Origin of the sequence: Streptomyces sp. NPDC088197, assembly GCF_044741185.1 — a bacterium.
GTDB lineage: Bacteria > Actinomycetota > Actinomycetes > Streptomycetales > Streptomycetaceae > Actinacidiphila.
The window spans coordinates 620,803-639,857 of record NZ_JBIUSD010000001.1 but is presented as its reverse complement, the minus strand read 5'-3'; the positions used below and the strand labels follow the sequence as shown (position 1 = coordinate 639,857).

The window sequence follows — 19,055 nt, the reverse complement described above, 5'->3', positions numbered from 1 at the left end:
AGGGAGATCGGCGTGATAGGGGGCCCGGCTGGACAAAGGCTTCGGCATGCGTTCGCCAATGCTTCGGCCGGGGACGCCCGCCGCTCACGACGCCGGCTCCGCGTAGTGCAGGTCGGTCGAGCCCGAGTAACCGGGCAGCGTCGTCCGCTTCTGCGCGCCGACCTTCCAGCCGAGGCCGTACGCGTTCACGTACTGGAGGTAGTTCTGGATGGCCGGGCTGTCGTTGAGCGCCTTGCGCAGTTTGGCCTGGTCGCCGACGGCGGTGATGCGGTACGGCGGGGAGTAGACGCGGCCCTGGAGGATCAGGGTGTTGCCGACGCAGCGCACCGCGCTGGTGGAGATCAGCCGCTGGTCCATGACGCGGATGCCCTGGGCGCCGCCCTGCCACAGCGCGTTGACCACGGCCTGGAGGTCCTGCTGGTGGATGACCAGGTCGTTGGGCTGCGGGTCGGGGACGCCGGGGACCAGCGCGGTCGCGTTCGGCGGGGCGTCGTTGAGCGTCACGTCGATCGCGGGGCCGGTCAGCTTGCCGGTGCCCGCCGCCTTGTCGAGGGCGTCGAGCCTGGCCCGCTCGGCGGGGCTGACGCCGTCGCCCTGCCGGGTCAGCCGGTCCACGTCCTTGCGCACCCCGGAGAGCTGGTCCTCCAGCTGCTGATTACGGGTGTTCTTGGTACGTACGGTGTCGGACAGCTTCGGCAGCGGGTCGTCGCTGCGGATGTCGACGCCCTTGGCGGTGTTGAAGCTGGTCCAGAAGATCAGTCCGGCGAGCGCGAAGACTCCCGCACTCATGGTCCGCAGCGCTACGGTGCGGTGGGCAGGACGGGAGGAGGGGGTGGGGGATACCCCGTCTGAATCCGTCACCGTACCCTGTCTCCTTATAACCCGAGGAAGCACTACGCTAACGGACGCCCGGAAGCGGTAGTGACCCTTACCAGGCCCAGAACCCGCCCGGCTTACCCCGCACACCCGCGCGGTTACGCAGCGCATCGACAGGAGCGTCCCTCGTGCCGAAGTCACGGATCCGCAAGAAGGCCGATTTCACGCCGCCACCGGCGAAGACGGCCACCGCCATAAAGTTCAACACCAACCGCAACTGGGTCGCGCCGCTCATGCTGGCGTTCTTCATCGTCGGTCTGGCGTGGATCGTGCTGTTCTACGTGACGCAGGGCAGTCTGCCCGTCGAAGCGTTCGGCAACTGGAACATCGTGGTCGGTTTCGGCTTCATCGCGGGTGGGTTCGTCGTGTCCACCCAGTGGAAGTAGCCGTCCCCAGCGGGGTGCCGGGGGCCGCGTCGGCGTGCTGCCGGACGTTTGTCCACACGGTTATCCACAGTGGGGAAAAGGTCGGAAGATCTGTGGATAACCTCTACGAGGTTGACGCCGGTACGACCGGTGGCCAGGACGTCGGCCACCGGTCTTTCGCTGATCTTGGGCTTGTGCGGGCTTGAAACACGGTCTTCCGGCGACTTGTGCACAACTTGCGAAGACCCGCCTACACGCTGTGGATAACGTGTGATCAACGCCAATGGACACGGGTCCACGGCCGCGAATCCGTCCCTCAGGACGTGACCTGCGCCACAGCGATCACGCTGAGCGCGATCGAGACCACCAGGACCGCCGCCGTGGTCCCCCACTGCACCAGATCGCGGCGCTCACGCGGCGCGTAGGCCATCCCTATGGCGATCGCGGTACCCGCCACCAGTCCGCCGATGTGGCCCTGCCAGCTCACGCCGGCCCAGGTGAAGGTGAACACGATGTTGAGCGCCAGCAGGATCAGCACCGGCCGCATGTCGTAGCGCATCCGCCGCATGAACACGGCCGTCGCGCCGAACAGACCGTAGACCGCGCCCGAGGCGCCCAGGGTGAGCGACGACGGGGCGAGCAGCAGCACCAGCGCGCTGCCGCCGAGCGCGGAGACCAGGTAGAGCGCGAGATAGCGGGCCCGGCCGAGCATCCGCTCCAGCGGGGCGCCGATCCACCACAGCGACAGCATGTTGAAGCCGATGTGCAGGACCGCCTGGTGCAGGAACGCCGAGGTGATGAGGCGGTACCACTGGTCGGGGCCCTGGGCGACGCCGATGCAGCCGTGCTGTCCGAACGGGTCGTTGCCGCAGACCGCGTACAGCCCGAGGTCGTAGACCAGCCGGTCGCCGACCGCCTGGACCAGCAGGAACACCGCGATGTTCAGGCCGATGAGGATCTTGGTGATCAGGAACGGGTCGGCCGCGACCGTGCCGCCGGCGACCGTACGCGGCGCCGCCGTGTGCCGGCTGGACTCGTTGACGCAGTCCGGGCACTGGAAGCCGACCGACGCGTTGACCATGCACTCGGGGCAGATCGGCCGGTCGCACCGGGTGCAGCGAATACCGGTCTCCCGGTCCGGGTGCCGGTAGCAGCAGACCGCCTGGTCCATGAGCCTTCTCCCTGAATGAAGCGCCTCGCGATGCGGCGCGGAGGCGCTGAGACGCCCCGCCCACTCCTACGTGCGGGCGGGGCGCGATGTTCCCGAAGACGTTCCCCTGAGACGTTCCCCGAAGGTGCTTCCGAAGGGTACGGGATACGGGCCGCGGGGCGGCGGGCCGCGTCAGCGCTTCTCGATCACGACCGTCTCGATGATGACGTCGTCCAGCGGCCGGTCGGTGCGCGGGTTGGTCGGCGCGCCGATGATCGACCCGACGACCTTCTTGCTGGCCTCGTCCGCGACCTCGCCGAAGATGGTGTGCTTACGGGTCAGCCAGGTGGTCGGCGCGACCGTGATGAAGAACTGCGAGCCGTTGGTGGCTGGGCCCGAGTTGGCCATCGCCAGCAGATAGGGCTTGTCGAAGGCCAGGTCGGGGTGGAATTCGTCGGCGAACTCGTAGCCGGGACCACCGGTGCCGTTCCCCAGCGGATCGCCGCCCTGCATCATGAAGCCGGAAATGACGCGGTGGAAGACGGTGCCGTCGTAGAGCTTGGCCGTGGAAGGCCGGCCGGTACGGGGGTCGGTCCACTCGCGGGTGCCCTCGGCGAGCCCGACGAAGTTGTCCACCGTCTTGGGCGCGTGGTTCGGCAGCAGCCGGATCACGATGTCGCCGTGGTTGGTCCTCAGGGTGGCGTAGAGCTGCTCGGCCACGGTCTACCTTCCATAGTCTTCGCTGACAGGGACAAATCCTTTCACGGACGCGGTGGCGCGCGCGGGGTTCCCCGAGGGTCCGTGGCAAGGGAGCCGGCTGCGCGTCCCGAAGGCCCTCCCGGACACCGGGACGGACCGCTCGGAACGGGTACCTGACCCGTATGCGCGTCCACACATGCCGGACCCGCCATCGACAGGCATGATTTCAAACTGGGTGGAAAGGCGAAAACCGTACGCCACCGAGGAGGAGGATCCCGTGACCCGCATCGACAGCGTGCGCCACGCAGCCGACGTGACCAAGGACAGCGTGCGGCATGCCGCGGAGGTGGCGGCGCCGTACGCGAGCACGGCTAAGGACAACGCCGCGTACTACGCGCAGCAGGCCGGCGCACTGGCCAGGCAGCAGTACGACGCCCATCTCGCCGACCGGGTCGACCAGGCCCGCGAACAGGCGAAGTCGGCCGTGCCGCCGAAGGCCGCCGACGCGCTCGGCACCGCCGCCAAGCGGACCCGCCGCGGCGCGCGGGCCGCCGCCGACTACACCGCGCCGAAGGTGCGGGCGGCGGCCGACTACACCGCGCCCAAGGTGGAGTCCGCCGTGACCGCGACCCGCTCGGTCGCCGGTCCGGCCAAGGACGAGGCGGTGCTGCGCGGTGCCGCCGCGCTGCACGCCCTGCGCGGTCAGGTGACCGCGGCCGAGATCGACGGGCTGGTCCGCAGGCGGGTGCGCCGCGAGCGCACCGGCCGGGTCTTCCGCGGGCTCGTCGTCGCCGGTCTCGTCGGCGGTGCGGCCTTCGCCGCCTGGAAGTGGTGGTCGAAGCAGACCAACCCGGACTGGCTGGTGGAGCCGCCCGAGGCGACCGACGTCGCCGACCGCGGTCCCGTGAACAGCAGCGGCACCCTCACCGTCGTCGAGCCGGTCGGCCACCCCAACGGGTCCTCGCCGAACGGCACGATCGACCAGGTCGACGGCTCCCTCGAGGCCGATGGCCTCGACCCCGAGGTCGAGGCCAAGCAGGCCGACGCCGACCGCCCCGACGACGAGGGCCGGGGCGGCACCTACCCCTAACCGCCGACGAGGGACGAATCGCGCGATCAGCCGTGACGTGTGTGGCACGTCACGGCTGATCGCGCCGTGGCGCGGGTGAGAACCGTCCCCAGCGGGGCGGTTGCTGTTGTCTTCGGGCTCAAAGCCCGGCGGGGGCTGAGCACGCCGTTCCCCGCGCCCCTTCTGGGCTCGTACCCACCGTGCGCACAAGTGCGCCGTCGTCAGACGGCAGGGGCGGGTTGGGGGGCCTGCTCCGCGGGGGCTTCGGGGACGTCGAGCACGGCGGGGACCCCGCGGAGGGCGAACAGGGCGGCGACGGCACCGGCCAGCATCAGCGCGGCGGCGATGTAGAGGGTGCCGTGCAGCCCGTCGGTGAAGGCCGACTTGGCGGCGGCGACGACCTGCCGCCCGGTGGCGCCGGGCAGAGTGGCGCCGGTCTCGACGCCGGAGGTGACGGATTCGCGCGCGGTGGCGGCCCGGTCGGGGGAGAGCCCGGCGGGCAGGGTGAGGCCGTTGCGGTAGAAGGCGCTGAGGACCGACCCGAGGATGGCGATACCGAGGGCGCCGCCGAGCTCCATGGCGGTCTCGGAAATGGCGGCGGCCGTACCGGTCTTGGTCCTGGGCACGCTGGCCAGCAGGGTGTCGGCGGTGACCGAGAAGACGAAGATCAGTCCTGCGCCGTTGACGACGAGCGCCGGAAGCAGCAGCCAGTAGCTGGTGTCGGCGCCGATCAGCCCGAACGCGGCGGTGCTCAGCGCCATGAGCAGCAGGCCGAACGAGACGGTACGGGCCCGGCCGATCCTCGGGATCAGCAGCGCGGACAGCGGCGCGGCGAAGGCGGCGGACAGCGGTCCCGGCAGCAGCGCGAGCCCCGCGGTCAGCGGCGACCAGCCGCGTACCACCTGGAAGTACAGGGAGAAGCCGAGGGACAGGGTGGTGGCGGTGAACAGCGTCACGACGTTGGAGCCGACGGCCCCCGCGAAGGCGGGGTTGCGGAAGAACCGCAGGTCGAGCAGCGGTTCGGCGAGGGTGGTCTGGCGGCGCAGGAAGAGGACGAGGGCGGCGAGGCCGACGGCCGCCGAGATCCAGACGGCGTGGTCGTCGACGCCGTCGCGTGCGGCGGCCTTGATCGCGTAGATCACGCCGAAGAGCCCGGCGATCGACAGGGGCACGCTCGGCCAGTCCAGCCGTCCCGGGTGCGGATTGCGGGACTCGGGGAGCAGGACGGCGCCCGCGACGAGGACGGCGGCCATCACGGGGACGTTGATCAGGAAGACCGAGCCCCACCAGAAGTGGTCGAGCAGCACGCCGCCGACGACCGGGCCGAGCGCGAAGCTGGCCGCGCCGATGCCGCTGCTGATGCCGATCGCGGTGGTCCGCTCCTTGGGGTCGTCGAAGACGCTGCGGACCAGCGACAGGGTCGACGGCATGATCGTGGCCCCGGCCAGGCCGAGCAGCGCGCGGGAGGCGATCAGCATGCCGGGGCCGTCGGCGTAGGCGGTGAGCGCGGAGGCGGCGCCGAAGCCCGCGACGCCCAGCAGCAGGAGCTTCTTGCGGCCGATCCGGTCGCCGACGTTGCCCGCCACGATCAGCAGGCCGCCGAGGACGAAGCCGTAGATGTCCACGATCCACAGGAGCTGTGTGGAGGACGGGCCCAGCTCGCGGGACAGGGACGGGATCGCGTAGTTGAGGACGCTGTTGTCGATGCCCAGCAGCGCGGCGGCCACGCAGCAGATGGCCAGGACGGCCCAGCGCCGCCGGTGCGCCTGTTCTGCGGCGCTCCCGCGGCCCCTCACGTCGTCGTTCGGTGTCGTCGTCATGGCAAGCAGCGTGCGGCGGCCCGCTGACGGCCGGCGCACCGTCGGCTGACAGGGCCGGGGCGCGATCCGGTCAGCGGGCGGTCGGGGCTGGGCCGGGGCGCGGGTCCCAGGACGGGAGCCGCACGCGGCAGGCGGTCGGAGAGCGTCAGGGGCGCGGGTCTCGGGACCGGTCTCGCCCACGCGGCGGGCGGTTCGCCGTCCGCTCAGTCCGCCGTGAGGTACGCCGTCAGGACGGCGAGTGCCGCGTCGCGGTCGAGGGCGGCGGCCCGCGCGCGCTCGCGCTCGTACGCCTCGTCGCCCAGCGCGGCGCGTACGGCGGCGACGGTCGCGGCGGCGTCCGGCCCGGTGGGCGGCCGGCCGCGCAGGGCCTCGGCGGCGCCGAGGAGGGCGGCGGCCCGTGGCGCGTCGCCGTTGAGCAGGGCGAGGCCCGCGGTGGCCTCGGCGGCGACGGCGCCGTTGAGCGGGAGCCGCATGGCGACGCTGTCGAGGGTGACCGCCTCGCGGAAGTGGCCGCGGGCCAGGTCCGGGTCGCGGTCGGCGACGGCGACCCGGCCCAGGGCGACGAGGACGGCGGAACGGGTGCCGTTGCTGGAGAACCAGCCGACCGGGCACTCGGCCAGCGCCTGCTCGTACAGCGCGCGGGCGCCGTCGCCGTCGCCGCGCAGCCGGACGGACTCGGCCAGCGCCAGGTGGGCGAGTGCCAGGCACTCGGGGGTGCCCGCCCGGCGGGACAGCTCCACGGCCCGCTCGCTGTACGCGGCGGCGGTCGCGTAGTCGCCCGCCTTGGTGCTGTACGCGGCGCGGATGCAGAGCAGCTCCGCCATGTCGAGCGCCGAGTCCAGCTCCTCGGCGAGCAGCAGCGCGTCCTCGAGGAGGGAGTCGGCGAGCGCGAGTTCACCGCGGTGGTCGGCGAGGTCGGCCAGCACGTTGAGGTTGGTGATCATGCCCCAGCGGTCGCCGAGGCGGCGGAACTCCTCGTAGGAGGCGGTGCAGTGGATTCGCGCGGCGACCGGGTCGGCGCGCGTCAGCCAGGACTGGAATCCGCTGCCGAGCAGGATCAGCGCGCGGTACCAGGGGTGGTCCCGCTCGGTGAGGAACTCGTCGAAGACCGCTTCCAGGACGTCGATGCCCTCGTCGGGGACCCCGGCGAAGGGCGCCCACAGCAAGGTGAGCACGGGGTAGCGGCGGGACAGCCGGTGCATCGCCTCGACCACCCGGGTCGCCGCCGCGACATGGTCGGCGAACTCCTCGGGGTCGGGCAGCATCCCGACCACCGCCATCACGCACAGCGCGTACTCCTCCTCCATCCCCTCCGGCGGATTCGGGCCGACGGCGGCGAGGACCTGGCGGGCGGGTCCGAAGCCCTCGTAGCGCACGCCGCGCAGCAGCCAGTACGAGGACAGGGCCGCGATCAGCCGCATCGCGGTACGCACCTCGCCCGCCTCCAGGCTGCGGTGCAGCGCGGCCTGGAGGTTGTCGCGCTCGTCGCCGAGCAGCCGCAGCCACTCCAGTTGCTCGGCGCGGCGCAGGTGCGGGTCGGCGGTGAGCGCGAAGTCCAGGAAGTACGCGGCGTGCGCGCGCACCGTCGCCTCGCGCTCCCCCGCCTCCGTCAGCCGCTCGGCGCCGTACGCCCTGATCGACTCCAGCGCGCGGTAGCGGATCCGGCCCGCACCGTCCGGCTGCTCGGCCACCACCAGGGACTTGTCGACCAGCGCGTCCAGCAGGTCCAGCACGTCCTCGGCGAGGATTCGCGCGCCGTCCGCGCACACCGCCTCCGCGGCGGCGGGCGTCCAGCCGCCCGCGAAGACCGAGACACGGCGGAGCACGGCCCGCTCGTCGTCGGGCAGCAGGTCCCAGCTCCAGTCGACGACCCCGCGCAGGGTGCGCTGGCGCGGCTGGGCGGTGCGGCTGCCGCGCGACAGCAGCCGGAAGAGCGCGTCGGGCCGTACGCCCAGGCTGTACGGGGCGTCGTCGTCGGGCAGCGCGCCGAGCCGGTCGGCGATGTCGGTCACCGACAGCGAACGCAGCCGGGCCGCGGCCAGTTCGATGGCGAGCGGCAGCCCGTCGAGCGCGGTGCACAGCCGCAGGACGGCGTCCACGGTGGCCGGGTCCGCGGTCGCGTCGAGGTCGAGGTCGGGGCGTACGGCGGCGGCCCGCTCGGTGAACAGCCGCACGGCGGGGGAGCGCAGCGCCTGCTCGCGGTGGGTGCCGGGCCGGGGCACGTCGAGCGTGGGCACCGGGCACAGCGTCTCGCCGTTGATGCCGAGGGCTTCCCTGCTGGTGGCGAGCAGTCGCAGCAGCGGTGACCCGACGAGCAGCCGCTCGGCCAGCCGGGCCGCGTCCTCCACCACGTGCTCGCAGTTGTCGAGGACCAGCAGCAGCGGGCGGCCGTCCAGGGCGGCGGTGATCCGCGCGACGGGGTCGTGCGGGCCGGGGTCGTGCCCCTGGCCGCCGGACGCGGCCGATCCGGCCGCCAGCAGCCCGCCGGCCCGCAGGCCGAGCGCGCCGAGGACGGCCTGCGGGAGTTCCGCGCCGTCGCTGAGTCCGGCCAGCGGCACGAAACAGGCGTCGTGCGCGTACCGCCCCGCGGCCTCCACCGCCAGGCGCGTCTTGCCCGCGCCGCCGGGGCCGGTGAGCGTGACGAGCCGCTGGCGCGCCAACTGCTCACCGATCCGCTCCAGTTCGGCGGACCGGCCGATGAAGCTGGTGAGCTGGGCGGGGAGTTCGTGCCGGGGCGGGGCCGGGGCGGGCGCGCCGTCCCCTGAGCCTGCCGCGCCTTCCGTCGATGTTCCACGTGGAACATGTCCGTCGGCGCCCACCCTGTCCGCCGTGCCTGTTTCACGTGGAACATCCTGCGGGGTGGTCCGCGGCGCGTCCCGTGGAACATCCCGCCGGGCGGCCCGCGGCGCGTCCCGTGGGGCCTCGCGTGAGACGTCCCGTGGAAGCAGCGCCGGGTCGCCGCGCAGCACCGCGAGGTGGACGGCGGCCAGTTCGGGTCCGGGGTCGGCGCCGAGGGAGTCGGCCAGTTCGCGCCGGGCCTCCTCGTACGCCTCCAGCGCCTCGCTCTGCCGTCCGCTGCCGTACAGCGCGCGCATCAACTGGCCGCGCGGGCGCTCCCGCAGCGGGTGCGCGGTGACGAGTTCGCCGAGTTCGGCGACCAGGGAGCGGTGGCGGCCGAGGGCGAGGTCGGCGTCGACTCGGTCCTCGACGGCGCCGGTCCGCAGCTCTTCGAGCCGGGTGATCTGCGCGGCGGCGAAGGGCGCGGGGCCGACGTCGGCGAGTGCGGGGCCGCGCCACAACGCGAGGGCGGTGCGCAGCAGTCGCTCGGCCAGGACCGGGTCGCCCGCGGCCAGGGCGGCGCGGCCCTCGGCGCTCAGCCGCCGGAAGCGGTGGGCGTCCACCTCGTCCGGTGCGACGGCGAGCCGGTAGCCCGCGGGGAGCCCTTCGAGCGGCACCGGCAGCACCTGGCGCAGCCGGGAGATCTGGGACTGCACGGCGTTCCCCGCGCCCGCGGGCGGCTCGTCGCCGTAGAGGCCGTCGATCAGCCGCTCGGCAGGCACCGCCCGGCCCGCGTCGAGCAGCAGCAGGGCGAGCACCGCGCGCCGCCGGGGGCCGCCCAGCGCGACCACGGCGCCGTCCGCGCCCACCACCCGCGTCGCGCCCAGGATGCCGAACATCACGCCCCCGTTCTCCGCCCGGGAGCGCGGGCCGACGCCGCCCGTTGCTCCCCGGGCACCGTCAGCAGGTCTCCGTGTCCCCCGCCTCGCCCAGGCACTCCGGCACGGCGGCCGGGGCGTCGGTCACGCAGCTCAACGCCGCGTCCGTCGCCGTCCCGTCCACGCCGTGTCCCGACGCGGCGAGCTGGAGCAGATCGTAGAGGGTGTCGCGCTGGCCGGTGTCGAGCGCGCAGAGGACTTCGTCCTCGACGCGGGCGAGCGCGAATTCGGCCTTGGCCAGCCGCTTGCCGCCCTCGTCGGTGAGCTGCACCAGGTGGCGCCTGCGGTCCTCGGGCGAGCGGAGCCGTTCGATCAGGCCGTCCGCCTCCAGATCGTTGAGCAGGCCGACGACATTGGCGCGGTCCATCATCAGCGTCGTGGAGAGCGCCTGCTGGGTGCTGCCGTGCTGGTCACGCAGGACGGTGAGGGCCACCAGGTGCCGTGGGCGCAGGCCGAGCGGGGTCAGCACGGACTCGGCGTGCAGTCGCATCCGGCGCGTCAGCTGTTCGAGCAGCGCGCCTGAACGTCGCGGGGGCTGGTTGAGCACGGGCAGTGAGGCCACTTCCTCAGTCTATCGGGCGGCGTGGAATCATGACGTGCTATAAATCGTTGGCGTTACACAAACCAAGTATGAAGGGTTAACGAGATGCCTCACCTCCTGCACATCGATTCCAGCGTCCAGGGCGACCGATCCGTCAGCCGCCGGTTGACCGCGCGGGCCGCCGCCGCCTGGAAGGCCGCCCACCCCGATGGCACGGTCACCTACCGCGACCTGGGCAAGGACCCGATTCCGCACATCCACACCGGCACCGTGGGCGTGGCGATGATCCCGGCCGAGGACCGCACCCCCGAGCAGGCCGCCACCTACGCGCTGTCCGAGACGCTGATCGGTGAGGTCAAGGAGGCGGACACCGTTCTGCTCGGTCTGCCCGTCTACAACTTCGGCGCGCCCAGCAGCGTCAAGGCATGGGTCGACCACCTGATCGTGCCCGGTCTCTCCGTCGACGCCGAGACGAGGGACCCGCTGCTGACCGGCCGCGACTTCGTCGTCCTCGCCTCGCGCGGCGGCGGCTACGCCCCCGGCACCCCCCGCGAGGGCTGGGACCACGCGGAGCAGTGGCTCCCGCACGGCGTGGTCATGACCGGCCTGGTCCCGCGCTTCATCACCGCCGAGCTGACCCTCGCGCCGGTCACCCCGGCCATGTCCGAGCTGATCCCGCTCGCCGAGAAGAGCCTCGCGGCGGCGGAGGAGGCCGTCGACGCGCTGTGGCAGCCGGTGCGGGCCGCCTGATCCCTCGGGGTTCCCTGACCCCTCAGGGTTCCCTGATCCCTCGGGGGCTCGCGGAATGACGCCCCGGCTACGCCTGCGCCACCACGATGTAGAAGGTCACGGCCGCGAGGAAGGGCCCTGAGGCCAGGTGGTCCAGCCAGCGACGGGCCCCTTCGACGGTGAAGTACCCGGCGGCGAGGGCCCGTTGCGTGGTCCGCTCCAGGCCGAGGACCTTGTCGGCGGCGCCGACGTCCCGGAAGGCGGGCGTCACCGGGACGACCGTCGGCACCGTGAAACCGGCCTCCGCCGCCAGCCGGGGGAGCTGCCTGCCGATCCGGGCGTTACGGATCACCTCGTCGGTCACGTACCGCGTGTAGGCGCGCGACAGCTCGTCGTCGGGGTGGTCGACGGTCAGCGTGTCCCAGTCCGGCTCGCCCAGCACCAGCCGCCCGCCGGGCCGCAGCACACGGTGGGCCTCGCGCAGCGCCCGTACGGGATCGGCGACGTGTTGCAGCACTCGGTCGGTGCGGGCGCGGTCCACGCTGCCGTCGGCCAGGGGCAGTTCGTGGACGTCACCGAGGTGGACGGTGACGGTGTCCCGGTCGGCGGTACGTTCCCTGGCGGTGTCGACGGCGACCTGGTCGTGGTCCACACCGATGACCGCGCCGGGGGCGGAGCCCGAGCCCGTACCGCTGACCGCGTCGGCGAGGGCGCCGAGGTCGGTGCCGGGGCCGCAGCCGATGTCCAGGACCGTCTGGCCGGTCCTGACATCGAGTGCGTCGAGCATGCGGCCCTTGTAGAAGCGGCCCAGGTCGGTCGCGGCGAGACGGTCGAGGTAGACGACGGAGCCGGGAGCGACGGTCTCGAAAACCGTTGAGGTCGGTGAACTCGGTGAGCTCGATGAGGTCGATGACGTCATGGCGCCAGTCAACCAACCGCCCCCGCGTCGGCGGGCTCCTTCCCCCGAAGGGGCGGCTACCAGGAGATCGCGTCGTTCATCGACTGCTGCCAGTAGCTGACCTTGAGCGAGTCGTCGATGTAGGTGCCCCCGGCGGGCAGCGACGGGTGGGCGCCGGTGCCGACGCTCTCGTTGCCGGAGCGGCCGTGGAAGTAGACGTTCAGGGTCTTCACGGTGCGGCCGTGCTCAGCGCTGCCGTCGGCGGCGGCCAGGACGATGACGGCGTAGCCGGACTCACCCGGGTTCAGGGTGACGACCGCCTGCGGCTGGGACTCCTCGATGACCGGCGGCTCGGCCTGCGCGTCGGTGAACTGCACGGACGGGTACGTGTAGAGGAGGCAGGGGTTGCCGCCGGTGTTGGTGACCGTGAGCAGCATGTGGTTCACGGGACGGTTCAGCGGGGACGCGACCGTCTTGGTGTTGGAGCCCTGGCAGGTGACCGCCGTGTCCTTGGCCCCGGGCTTCTTCGGCGCGGGTGCCTTGGCCACGGGCTTCTTGGTCGAGGCGTCCGCGGCAGGCTTCGAACCGACCGGCGTGCCCCCGGCGTCCGCAGTGGTGGAGCCGGAACCGGGAGTGAGGGTCGGGGTGACCGAGGGCGAGCCGTCGGAGGAGGACGAAGAGGCCGGCGAGGCGCCCTCGTCCCTGCTGCCCGACCCGTCGTCGCAGGCGGTCAGGGCGAACGCGGCGAGCGCCACGGTCGCGGCGGCGGTGACGAAGCGGGTACGGGTACGGGAGTTCCGGATGCTGGACATGTGGCGGGTGCCCCTTAGTCGTTCGGGTGGTGGTGCTGCTTGGATGACTGGAGCTTGCGGGGCAATCCGTCCCAGCCACCACCGTCGGCGGGCAGTTGGGGACGCTGGGATGGAGAAACCGGCTCTGAGCAGGGGGAACGCACATCCCCTGGAATGCGTGACTGGGACGCGGGGGGATGGAGGAACTGATGTCGGTGGCAACAGGGGCCGGTGAAACGAACGAGTTCGCGACCCTGCTGCGGCAGCTCAAGGACCGTTCGGGCCTGAGCTACGGGGCGCTGGCGAAGCGGCTGCACATGAGCACGTCGACGCTGCACCGCTACTGCAACGGCACCGCGGTGCCGAACGAGTACGCGCCGGTCGAGCGCCTGGCGCGGGTCTGCCGGGCGACGCCCGAGGAACTGATGGAACTGCACCGCCGCTGGATCCTCGCGGACGCGGCGCGCGACCGGCGCGCGGAACAGGCCGCGGCGGCGCGGGCGGGGGCGGCGGCGGCGGAAGCGGGGGCGGCGGCGGAGGCACCGGGTACGGAGCAGGCGGCGCCGTTGTCGCAAGCGGCGGAGGCGGATGCCGGGGCCGAGACCGGGACCGGGGCCGGGGCCGGGGCAGAAGCCGGGACCGGGGCCGAAGCCGGGACCGGGGCCAAGGCCAAGGCCGAGACCGACGGAAACGGTGACCTGGTCGTCACCGACCTGCCGCGCACGCCCGCGCCCGCACCGCCGTCACGCCGCCGCCGTCACGCCCTGATCGCGGCCGTCACCGTGGCCGCCGTCCTGGGAGCCGTGGTCCTCGCCGTGGACCGGCCCTGGGACGGCGGGAACGGCGGGGGTTCCGCCGACGGAAAACAGCGGGCCGTCGGCGCCACCGGCACCACCGCCGCCACGACCACCGGTACGGCGGCCACCGCGACGCCGCCCGCCACCCCGTCCTCGACCGCGCCGAGCCGCACCCCGTCCACCACGCCCTCGGCCACCAGGACCGGCGGGGCCGCGCCCGCCACCAGGACCGGCGACGGCGAAGGCGACGGCAAGGCCCCGCCGGTCAGCGTCGACGTCCACCCCTACGTCCGCGCCGAGGAGAACCCGTGCAGCCAGCACTTCCTCGTCGACGCCGAGCCCTCGCACATGGGGCCGCCCGCCAGCGAGCAGGACTCACCGCGCTGGGCCGCCGCGTACGGCGCGGTCTCCTCCGACGAACAGCGCCTGTCCCTCACCGTCCAGGGCACCGGCTCCGAGACCGTCGTCCTGGAGGCCCTGCACGTACGGATCGTCTCCAAGGCCGCGCCGCTCGCCTGGAACGACTACGCGATGGCCGTCGGCTGCGGCGGCAATGTCGGGACGGCGGACTTCGGCGTCGACCTCGACAAGGGCAGCCCGCACCTCACCCCGGAGAACGGCCAGCGCGACTTCCCGTACAGCGTCAGTGAGTCGGACCCCGAGGTCTTCCGCGTCACCGTCACCACCAAGGCGTACGACGTCCGCTGGGACCTGCTCCTGGACTGGTCGAGCGGCACCCGCCACGGCACCCTCCACATCGACAACAAGGGCGTCCCCTTCCGTACCAGCGCCGACGTGAACCGTCCCGGCTACGACTACCCGCCCGGCTACACCGACTGGATCAAGCGGGAGGGCGGCTGAGGCGAGGCGGGGGACGACGCGGTGACGTACGGACACGGGTGACGCGGGTGACGCCGTTACCGCGTCAGTGCTCCGAAGGCGACTTCGGCCGCCCGGGCGATGAGCGCGTCGTCGCGGGTCGCGTCCTCGGCCGCGCGGCGGGACAGGACGGCGAGGACGATCGGCGCGCCCCCGCCGGGCGGCCAGGCGATGGCGATGTCATTGCGGGTGCCGTACCCGCCGGTGCCGGTCTTGTCGCCGATCCGCCACCCGCGCGGCGCACCGGCCCTGATGGTGTGGTCCCCGGTCGTGTTGCGCACGAGCCAGTCGGTCAGCACGGCGCGCTTGTCGGCGGGGAGGGCGGTCCCGAGGACGTACGCGCGCAGGTCGGTGGCCAGGGTGCGGGGCGTGCTGGTGTCGCGGAGGTCACCGGGGACGGCGTCGCTGAGCGCGGGTTCGTACCGGTCGCAGTGGGTGACGTGGTCGCCGAGCGCGCGCAGGGCGTCCTGGAGCCGCCGGGGGCCGCCGAGTTCGCGGAAGAGAAGATTCGCGGCGGCGTTGTCGCTGTACCGGATGGCCGCGTCGCACAGGTCGCGCACGCTCATTCCGGTGGCCACGTGCTTCTCGGTGATCGGTGAGTTGCTGACGAGGTCGCCCCGGCCGTAGCGCACGACGCGGTCGAGCCGCCGCAGCGAGTTCTTCTCCAGAACGGCTCCCGCGAGCAGGGCCTTGCAGGTGGAGGCGTACGCGAAGCGTTCGTCGGAGCGGTGCGCGACGGTACGGCCGCTGCCGGTGTCGAGCGCGTGGACGCCGAGGGTGGCGTCGAACTTCTTCTCCAGGTCGGCGAAGGCGCGCCGTGTCGCGGGGTCGGCGGCGTTCGTCGCGCCCGGGGCGGGTCGCGTGGGCCCGGTGGGCCGGGTCGCGGGCGGGGACGTCGTCGTCGGCCGCGCGCCCGACCGGGTCGGGGCGGACGTTCCGGAGCCGCCGCAGCCGGTGATCGGCACGGCCGCGATCCCGGCGAGGGTGGCGAGCGCGGAACGGCGGGAGACAGGAGCGCGGGTGTCCATGGGGCGCGGGACTCCGTTCTGGGGGGGTGGGTTCGCAGTTCTGAAGGGGGTGGGTTCGCACCGGGGGGCCGCCGGTCGGCTCAGTAGGTGAGCCGGTCCTGGTGGCCGCGGACGGCCCACGGCGTCAGTGCGGGGGCACACCGTACGGTCGGCCCCTCGTCCCGGAGTCAAGCCCGCGACCGGGCCGTATGTCGAATATGCTCTTGATGTCGGATCGATTCACAGGCCGTATCGGCCCACGCCAGGGGGTACGGATTGCTGACGGAACGGCATCTGGAAATCTTCGTCGCGCTGGCGGAAGAGGGACACTTCGGGAGCGCCGCGCAGCGGGTCGGCATCACGCAGCCGCCGCTGTCGCAGGGCCTGCGGCGGCTGGAGGCGCTGCTCGGCGTCCGCCTCTTCGACCGCGAGCGCGGGGTGTCCCTCACCGAGGAGGGCGCCCTGCTGCTCCCGCACGCCCGCCGGGCGCTGGCCGCGCTCGCGGAGCTGCGCGAGACCGGTGCCCGTGAGCAGGCCGACGGCCGCCGTCTGCGCCTCGGGCTGGCCCCCGAGGTGCCCGCGCCCCTCGCGGCCGACGCGGCGGCCGAGGTCGCGGGCGCGCCGGTACGGACCGGTGAACGGACGCGCATCGGCGTGACGACGGCGCCGACGGCCGTACTGCTCAACGACCTCGCCGCCGGGCGGCTGGACATCGCCGTGATCCGGCACCCGTCCGTGCTGCACGGTCTCACCGCGGGCCGGGTGATCCTGCTGCCGACCTGGCTCCTCACCCCGGCAGGTCCGCACGTTTCTCACGGCGGGGGTGGGGGTGGCGGTCACGGTCACGATGGGGGTGGCGCGCCGCCGCGGCTGCCCGTCGCCGTACGACCGCGGGCCGAGGCGCCCGCGGCCCACGACCTGTTCGTGGACACCCTGGCCAGCCGTGGCCGCCGGGTGGAGACGGTGGTGGTCTCCGACGAGCGCGCCGGGCTCGCACTCGTGGCGGCGGGCCAGGCGGTGCTGGTCACGGCGGACGACACGCTGACGGCCTCGGGGGTGGAGCGGCGCGCGGCGGCCGATCCGCCGCTTCCGCTGCGGCTGCGGGTGGCCTGGGATCCGCGGCGGCCGGGGGCGGGGGAGACCGCGCGGACGGCGCGGCGGTTCGAGGAGAGCCTGGCCCGTGGCGTCGCGGCCCCTCACACCTCTGGGCACTCTCCGCACGGCGTCCCGGCCCGGCGGGTGGCGCCGTGAGCGGCACCCGGCACACGAGCGGGGTCGAGCGGGCCATCCGCGCCCTGTTCGACGACGCGGGCGTCCGCGGCTGGCTGCACGTGGCGGATCTGCGCCGCCCGTCCGACCAGGTGACGATCGACCCCGGCGAGCGGCTGCCCATCGCCTCCGTCTACAAGGTGCCACTGATGGCCGCCTTCTGCCGCCTCGCGGACGCCGGGCTGCTCGACCCGCGCCGCCCGGTGACGCTGGAGCCCGACGAGCGCGTCCCCGGCGCGACCGGCGTCTCCGTACTCCGCGACCCCGTCACCATGTCCCTGCGCGACCTGGTCGTCCTGATGATGACCATCTCCGACAACGCCGCGGCCGACGCCGTCCTCCGCGCGGTCGGCCCCGACGTGGTCGACGCCATGTGCCGCGAGCTGGGCATGCCCGACACCCGCGTCCACGGCGGCGCCGCCGGCACGTTCAGCCGCCTGGTCGCCGAGACGGGCGCCGCCTCCCTGGACGCGGCCCTCGCCCGCGTCGCCGACAACGACTCGGTCGCACCCCCCGGCGTGTACGACCCGGCCTTCACGGCGTCCGGCACCCCCGCCGACATCGCCGTGCTGCTCCGCGCGATCTGGACCGACGAGGCCGCCTCCGCCGCCCGTTGCGCCTTCATGCGCGACGTCATGCGCCGACAGCCCTGGACCCACCGCCTCGCCTCCGGCTTCCCCTACGACGACATCACCGTCTACGGCAAAACCGGCACCTTCGGCTCACTGCGCCACGAGGCGGGCGTCGTCGAATTCCCCGACGGCACCGCCTACACCGCCGTCGTCTTCACCCAGGCCGCCCGCTCCGACACCAAACTCCCGCGCGCCGACGCCGTCATCGGCACGGCGGCGCGACTGGCGGTGGAAGCACTACGCGCCACCCGCACCACCTGACCGCCCCCGGCCCCGGCCCGTTCACACCCGCTTGCCGCACGCGAACAGCGCTGCCTCGACCTGGTCCGGGAGCACCCCACGTCGCTCGGCGTACGCGCACACCCCCTCCAGGTACCGCTCGTACTGGAGCGGGGTCCACCCGTTGTTCGGCCACCCGCCGTCCACAAGCCCGGCCTTCCGGAGGGCGCGGGAGACCACGCTGTCCAGGATGAGCGGTCGCGGATCGGCTCCCCCGTCGTGTCCCGCGAAGTAAAGAACCTTGGTGAAGAAGGCCGGTCCCAGAAAGCGAATCCGCTGGCCGCTCTTCAAGGCCCGGTACGCCTCGACAGGGCCGTGCGTGCGGAGCGTGCCGAGTGCCGCGGTCAGCCGGGCGTCGATGTCCGCGGCGGCCGCGGGATCCGCGAAGATCCTCGCCCGTCTGTCCACCGTCAACGCTTTGGTGCCCGATCCCCACACCAAAGAGGCGACCAGCAGATGCCGACGCCCCTCCACGCTGTCGGCGCTTTCGGCGACGCGGAAGACGGTCCTGCGGTCCACCCGCTGCCAGCGTCCGTCCCGCGGACACGCGTCGAGCGCGACCGGCCACCATGCCGGATCCGGCAAACGGGATATCCAGCGGTCGCGGTCGAAGGGAATCGCCTGGGCGAGGACCGCCTCGCGGTCGGGCACGTCGCAATCATCAGGAAAAGGGACCATATCGGCCCGCACGCTACCGTCAACTCCCCCCGTTCGCGCAGGCTTTGCCCTCATCCACCCGAGTCGTCACCCCGCACGCGTGAGACGGTGAACGACGGAGGATGGAGCGCGGGCGGTGAGGGACCGGGCACGGGACGGGTCCGCGGTCTTCGGTGTGCACGTGTGCTGGATGCGCATGAGTGGCAGCCATGCCAGCTTCCACTCTCCGCCAACACCGCCGCCAAGATCGTGGACATCAGCGAACTTCGTCATTCCGCACGGAGTCGGCAGCTCCTGCACTACGCCAAGCACGAGGAACCGTTGCCGCCTGAGGGGCGGGGGGTGCTCTGCTGCGGAGAGAGGCCGTGCAGACGTGAACGGGGACTTGCGCAGCTAACCCCGTCGGTGCCAGGCGCGCCTGCCTTCGACAAAACTGCATGTCAGAGTGGGGTTGCGCGGCTTACCCCCACATGCCCCACAGTCCTGTCCGACAACGAACGGATAGGAGAAAAAGCATGCCCTCCATAAAGACTTCCCGCCGTCGGGAGAAGCAGGACAAGCGCCGCGCATACGTCGATCTGACTGTCGGCCGGACCCGTCTCACCGTGCCGAGGGGCACCGCCCGCCGCGCCGTACGAACCGTCAAAGCGGGCGTCACACACGTCGGGGCGTGCTGCATCTTTCTGGTGCTGGCGCACCTGATCTCGCAGCGTTGAAACTAGCCCGGCCCCCGGAGACGCACCACGTTTCCGGGGGCCGGGCAACTTCAGGCGGTTCGCGTGCGAGGAGTCGGCCGGGGCCGGCCGGGCATCGGACACCAGGGCTGCGACTCGCCCGCAATGCGCGAGTGAGCCGCCCCCTCAGCGAGGACCGGTCGTCGG

General features: G+C 72.9%; 16 protein-coding genes. 6 read left to right on the top strand and 10 right to left on the bottom strand.

The window, feature by feature from the left end; genetic code table 11:
- Positions 1-84 precede the first annotated feature (84 nt).
- A complete protein-coding gene (locus ACIOC1_RS02855; protein ID WP_355336695.1) occupies positions 85-789 on the bottom strand; it encodes a DUF881 domain-containing protein in 705 nt (234 codons plus the stop codon).
- Between the two features lie 215 nt (positions 790-1,004).
- On the opposite strand from ACIOC1_RS02855, the gene crgA reads away from it, so the two are divergent.
- Positions 1,005-1,262: a cell division protein CrgA gene (gene crgA / locus ACIOC1_RS02850; protein ID WP_188281586.1), complete on the top strand. Its 258-nt coding sequence runs from the start codon at positions 1,005-1,007 to the stop codon at positions 1,260-1,262.
- 295 nt (positions 1,263-1,557) lie between these two features.
- Here the strand turns inward: crgA and ACIOC1_RS02845 are convergent, their stop codons facing one another.
- Both ACIOC1_RS02845 and ACIOC1_RS02840 read right to left on the bottom strand, forming a co-directional pair.
- A complete protein-coding gene (locus ACIOC1_RS02845; protein WP_401851369.1) occupies positions 1,558-2,412 on the bottom strand; it encodes a rhomboid family intramembrane serine protease in 855 nt (284 codons plus the stop codon).
- Positions 2,413-2,583: 171 nt separating this feature from the next.
- A complete protein-coding gene (locus ACIOC1_RS02840) occupies positions 2,584-3,111 on the bottom strand; it encodes a peptidylprolyl isomerase (protein ID WP_355336693.1) in 528 nt (175 codons plus the stop codon).
- Positions 3,112-3,367: 256 nt separating this feature from the next.
- On the opposite strand from ACIOC1_RS02840, the gene ACIOC1_RS02835 reads away from it, so the two are divergent.
- Entirely contained in the window at positions 3,368-4,180 is an 813-nt protein-coding gene (locus tag ACIOC1_RS02835; RefSeq protein WP_355336692.1) for a DUF5324 family protein, read from the top strand.
- 200 nt (positions 4,181-4,380) lie between these two features.
- Here ACIOC1_RS02835 and ACIOC1_RS02830 read toward each other — a convergent pair whose 3' ends face one another.
- The 3 genes from ACIOC1_RS02830 to ACIOC1_RS02820 all read right to left on the bottom strand — a co-directional run bounded on the left by ACIOC1_RS02830 (position 4,381) and on the right by ACIOC1_RS02820 (position 10,257).
- Positions 4,381-5,979, bottom strand: coding sequence for an MFS transporter (locus tag ACIOC1_RS02830; protein ID WP_401851365.1), 1,599 nt, complete (start codon positions 5,977-5,979; stop codon positions 4,381-4,383).
- Between the two features lie 203 nt (positions 5,980-6,182).
- Entirely contained in the window at positions 6,183-9,656 is a 3,474-nt protein-coding gene (locus tag ACIOC1_RS02825; RefSeq protein ID WP_401851362.1) for an AfsR/SARP family transcriptional regulator, read from the bottom strand.
- A gap of 61 nt (positions 9,657-9,717) precedes the next feature.
- Entirely contained in the window at positions 9,718-10,257 is a 540-nt protein-coding gene (locus ACIOC1_RS02820) for a MarR family transcriptional regulator (RefSeq protein WP_391041982.1), read from the bottom strand.
- A gap of 84 nt (positions 10,258-10,341) precedes the next feature.
- Here ACIOC1_RS02820 and ACIOC1_RS02815 point away from each other — a divergent pair, with 84 nt between their 5' ends.
- Complete coding sequence (locus tag ACIOC1_RS02815; RefSeq protein WP_355336689.1) at positions 10,342-10,986, top strand: NAD(P)H-dependent oxidoreductase; 645 nt, start codon at positions 10,342-10,344, stop codon at positions 10,984-10,986.
- Between the two features lie 67 nt (positions 10,987-11,053).
- Here the strand turns inward: ACIOC1_RS02815 and ACIOC1_RS02810 are convergent, their stop codons facing one another.
- Positions 11,054-11,884, bottom strand: coding sequence for a methyltransferase domain-containing protein (locus tag ACIOC1_RS02810; RefSeq protein ID WP_401851359.1), 831 nt, complete (start codon positions 11,882-11,884; stop codon positions 11,054-11,056).
- Positions 11,885-11,940: 56 nt separating this feature from the next.
- Positions 11,941-12,675, bottom strand: coding sequence for a DUF4232 domain-containing protein (locus tag ACIOC1_RS02805; RefSeq protein ID WP_401851356.1), 735 nt, complete (start codon positions 12,673-12,675; stop codon positions 11,941-11,943).
- A 188-nt stretch (positions 12,676-12,863) separates the two neighbouring features.
- Here ACIOC1_RS02805 and ACIOC1_RS02800 point away from each other — a divergent pair, with 188 nt between their 5' ends.
- Positions 12,864-14,312: a helix-turn-helix domain-containing protein gene (locus ACIOC1_RS02800; RefSeq protein ID WP_401851353.1), complete on the top strand. Its 1,449-nt coding sequence runs from the start codon at positions 12,864-12,866 to the stop codon at positions 14,310-14,312.
- A 56-nt stretch (positions 14,313-14,368) separates the two neighbouring features.
- Here the strand turns inward: ACIOC1_RS02800 and bla are convergent, their stop codons facing one another.
- A complete protein-coding gene (bla, locus tag ACIOC1_RS02795; protein WP_401851350.1) occupies positions 14,369-15,358 on the bottom strand; it encodes a class A beta-lactamase in 990 nt (329 codons plus the stop codon).
- Between the two features lie 255 nt (positions 15,359-15,613).
- Here bla and ACIOC1_RS02790 point away from each other — a divergent pair, with 255 nt between their 5' ends.
- Positions 15,614-16,588, top strand: coding sequence for a LysR family transcriptional regulator (locus tag ACIOC1_RS02790; RefSeq protein ID WP_401851348.1), 975 nt, complete (start codon positions 15,614-15,616; stop codon positions 16,586-16,588).
- Positions 16,585-17,499, top strand: coding sequence for a serine hydrolase (locus ACIOC1_RS02785; RefSeq protein ID WP_391158777.1), 915 nt, complete (start codon positions 16,585-16,587; stop codon positions 17,497-17,499). The genes ACIOC1_RS02790 and ACIOC1_RS02785 overlap by 4 nt, the downstream gene beginning before the upstream one ends.
- Before the next feature lie 21 nt (positions 17,500-17,520).
- Here ACIOC1_RS02785 and ACIOC1_RS02780 read toward each other — a convergent pair whose 3' ends face one another.
- Positions 17,521-18,168, bottom strand: a complete 648-nt coding sequence (locus ACIOC1_RS02780) for a hypothetical protein (protein ID WP_401851345.1) — start codon at positions 18,166-18,168, stop codon at positions 17,521-17,523.
- Positions 18,169-19,055 lie beyond the last annotated feature (887 nt).

What these genes read in the sequence shown, in the direction of transcription:
- ACIOC1_RS02855 (WP_355336695.1), bottom strand. Translation starts at nt 789, where the DNA reads ATGAGTGCGGGAGTCTTCGCGCTCGCCGGACTGATCTTCTGGACCAGC.
- ACIOC1_RS02845 (WP_401851369.1), bottom strand. Translation starts at nt 2,412, where the DNA reads ATGGACCAGGCGGTCTGCTGCTACCGGCACCCGGACCGGGAGACCGGT.
- ACIOC1_RS02830 (WP_401851365.1), bottom strand. Translation starts at nt 5,979, where the DNA reads ATGACGACGACACCGAACGACGACGTGAGGGGCCGCGGGAGCGCCGCA.
- ACIOC1_RS02825 (WP_401851362.1), bottom strand. Translation starts at nt 9,656, where the DNA reads ATGTTCGGCATCCTGGGCGCGACGCGGGTGGTGGGCGCGGACGGCGCC.
- ACIOC1_RS02815 (WP_355336689.1), top strand. Translation starts at nt 10,342, where the DNA reads ATGCCTCACCTCCTGCACATCGATTCCAGCGTCCAGGGCGACCGATCC.
- ACIOC1_RS02810 (WP_401851359.1), bottom strand. Translation starts at nt 11,884, where the DNA reads ATGACGTCATCGACCTCATCGAGCTCACCGAGTTCACCGACCTCAACG.
- ACIOC1_RS02805 (WP_401851356.1), bottom strand. Translation starts at nt 12,675, where the DNA reads ATGTCCAGCATCCGGAACTCCCGTACCCGTACCCGCTTCGTCACCGCC.
- ACIOC1_RS02800 (WP_401851353.1), top strand. Translation starts at nt 12,864, where the DNA reads ATGTCGGTGGCAACAGGGGCCGGTGAAACGAACGAGTTCGCGACCCTG.
- bla (WP_401851350.1), bottom strand. Translation starts at nt 15,358, where the DNA reads ATGGACACCCGCGCTCCTGTCTCCCGCCGTTCCGCGCTCGCCACCCTC.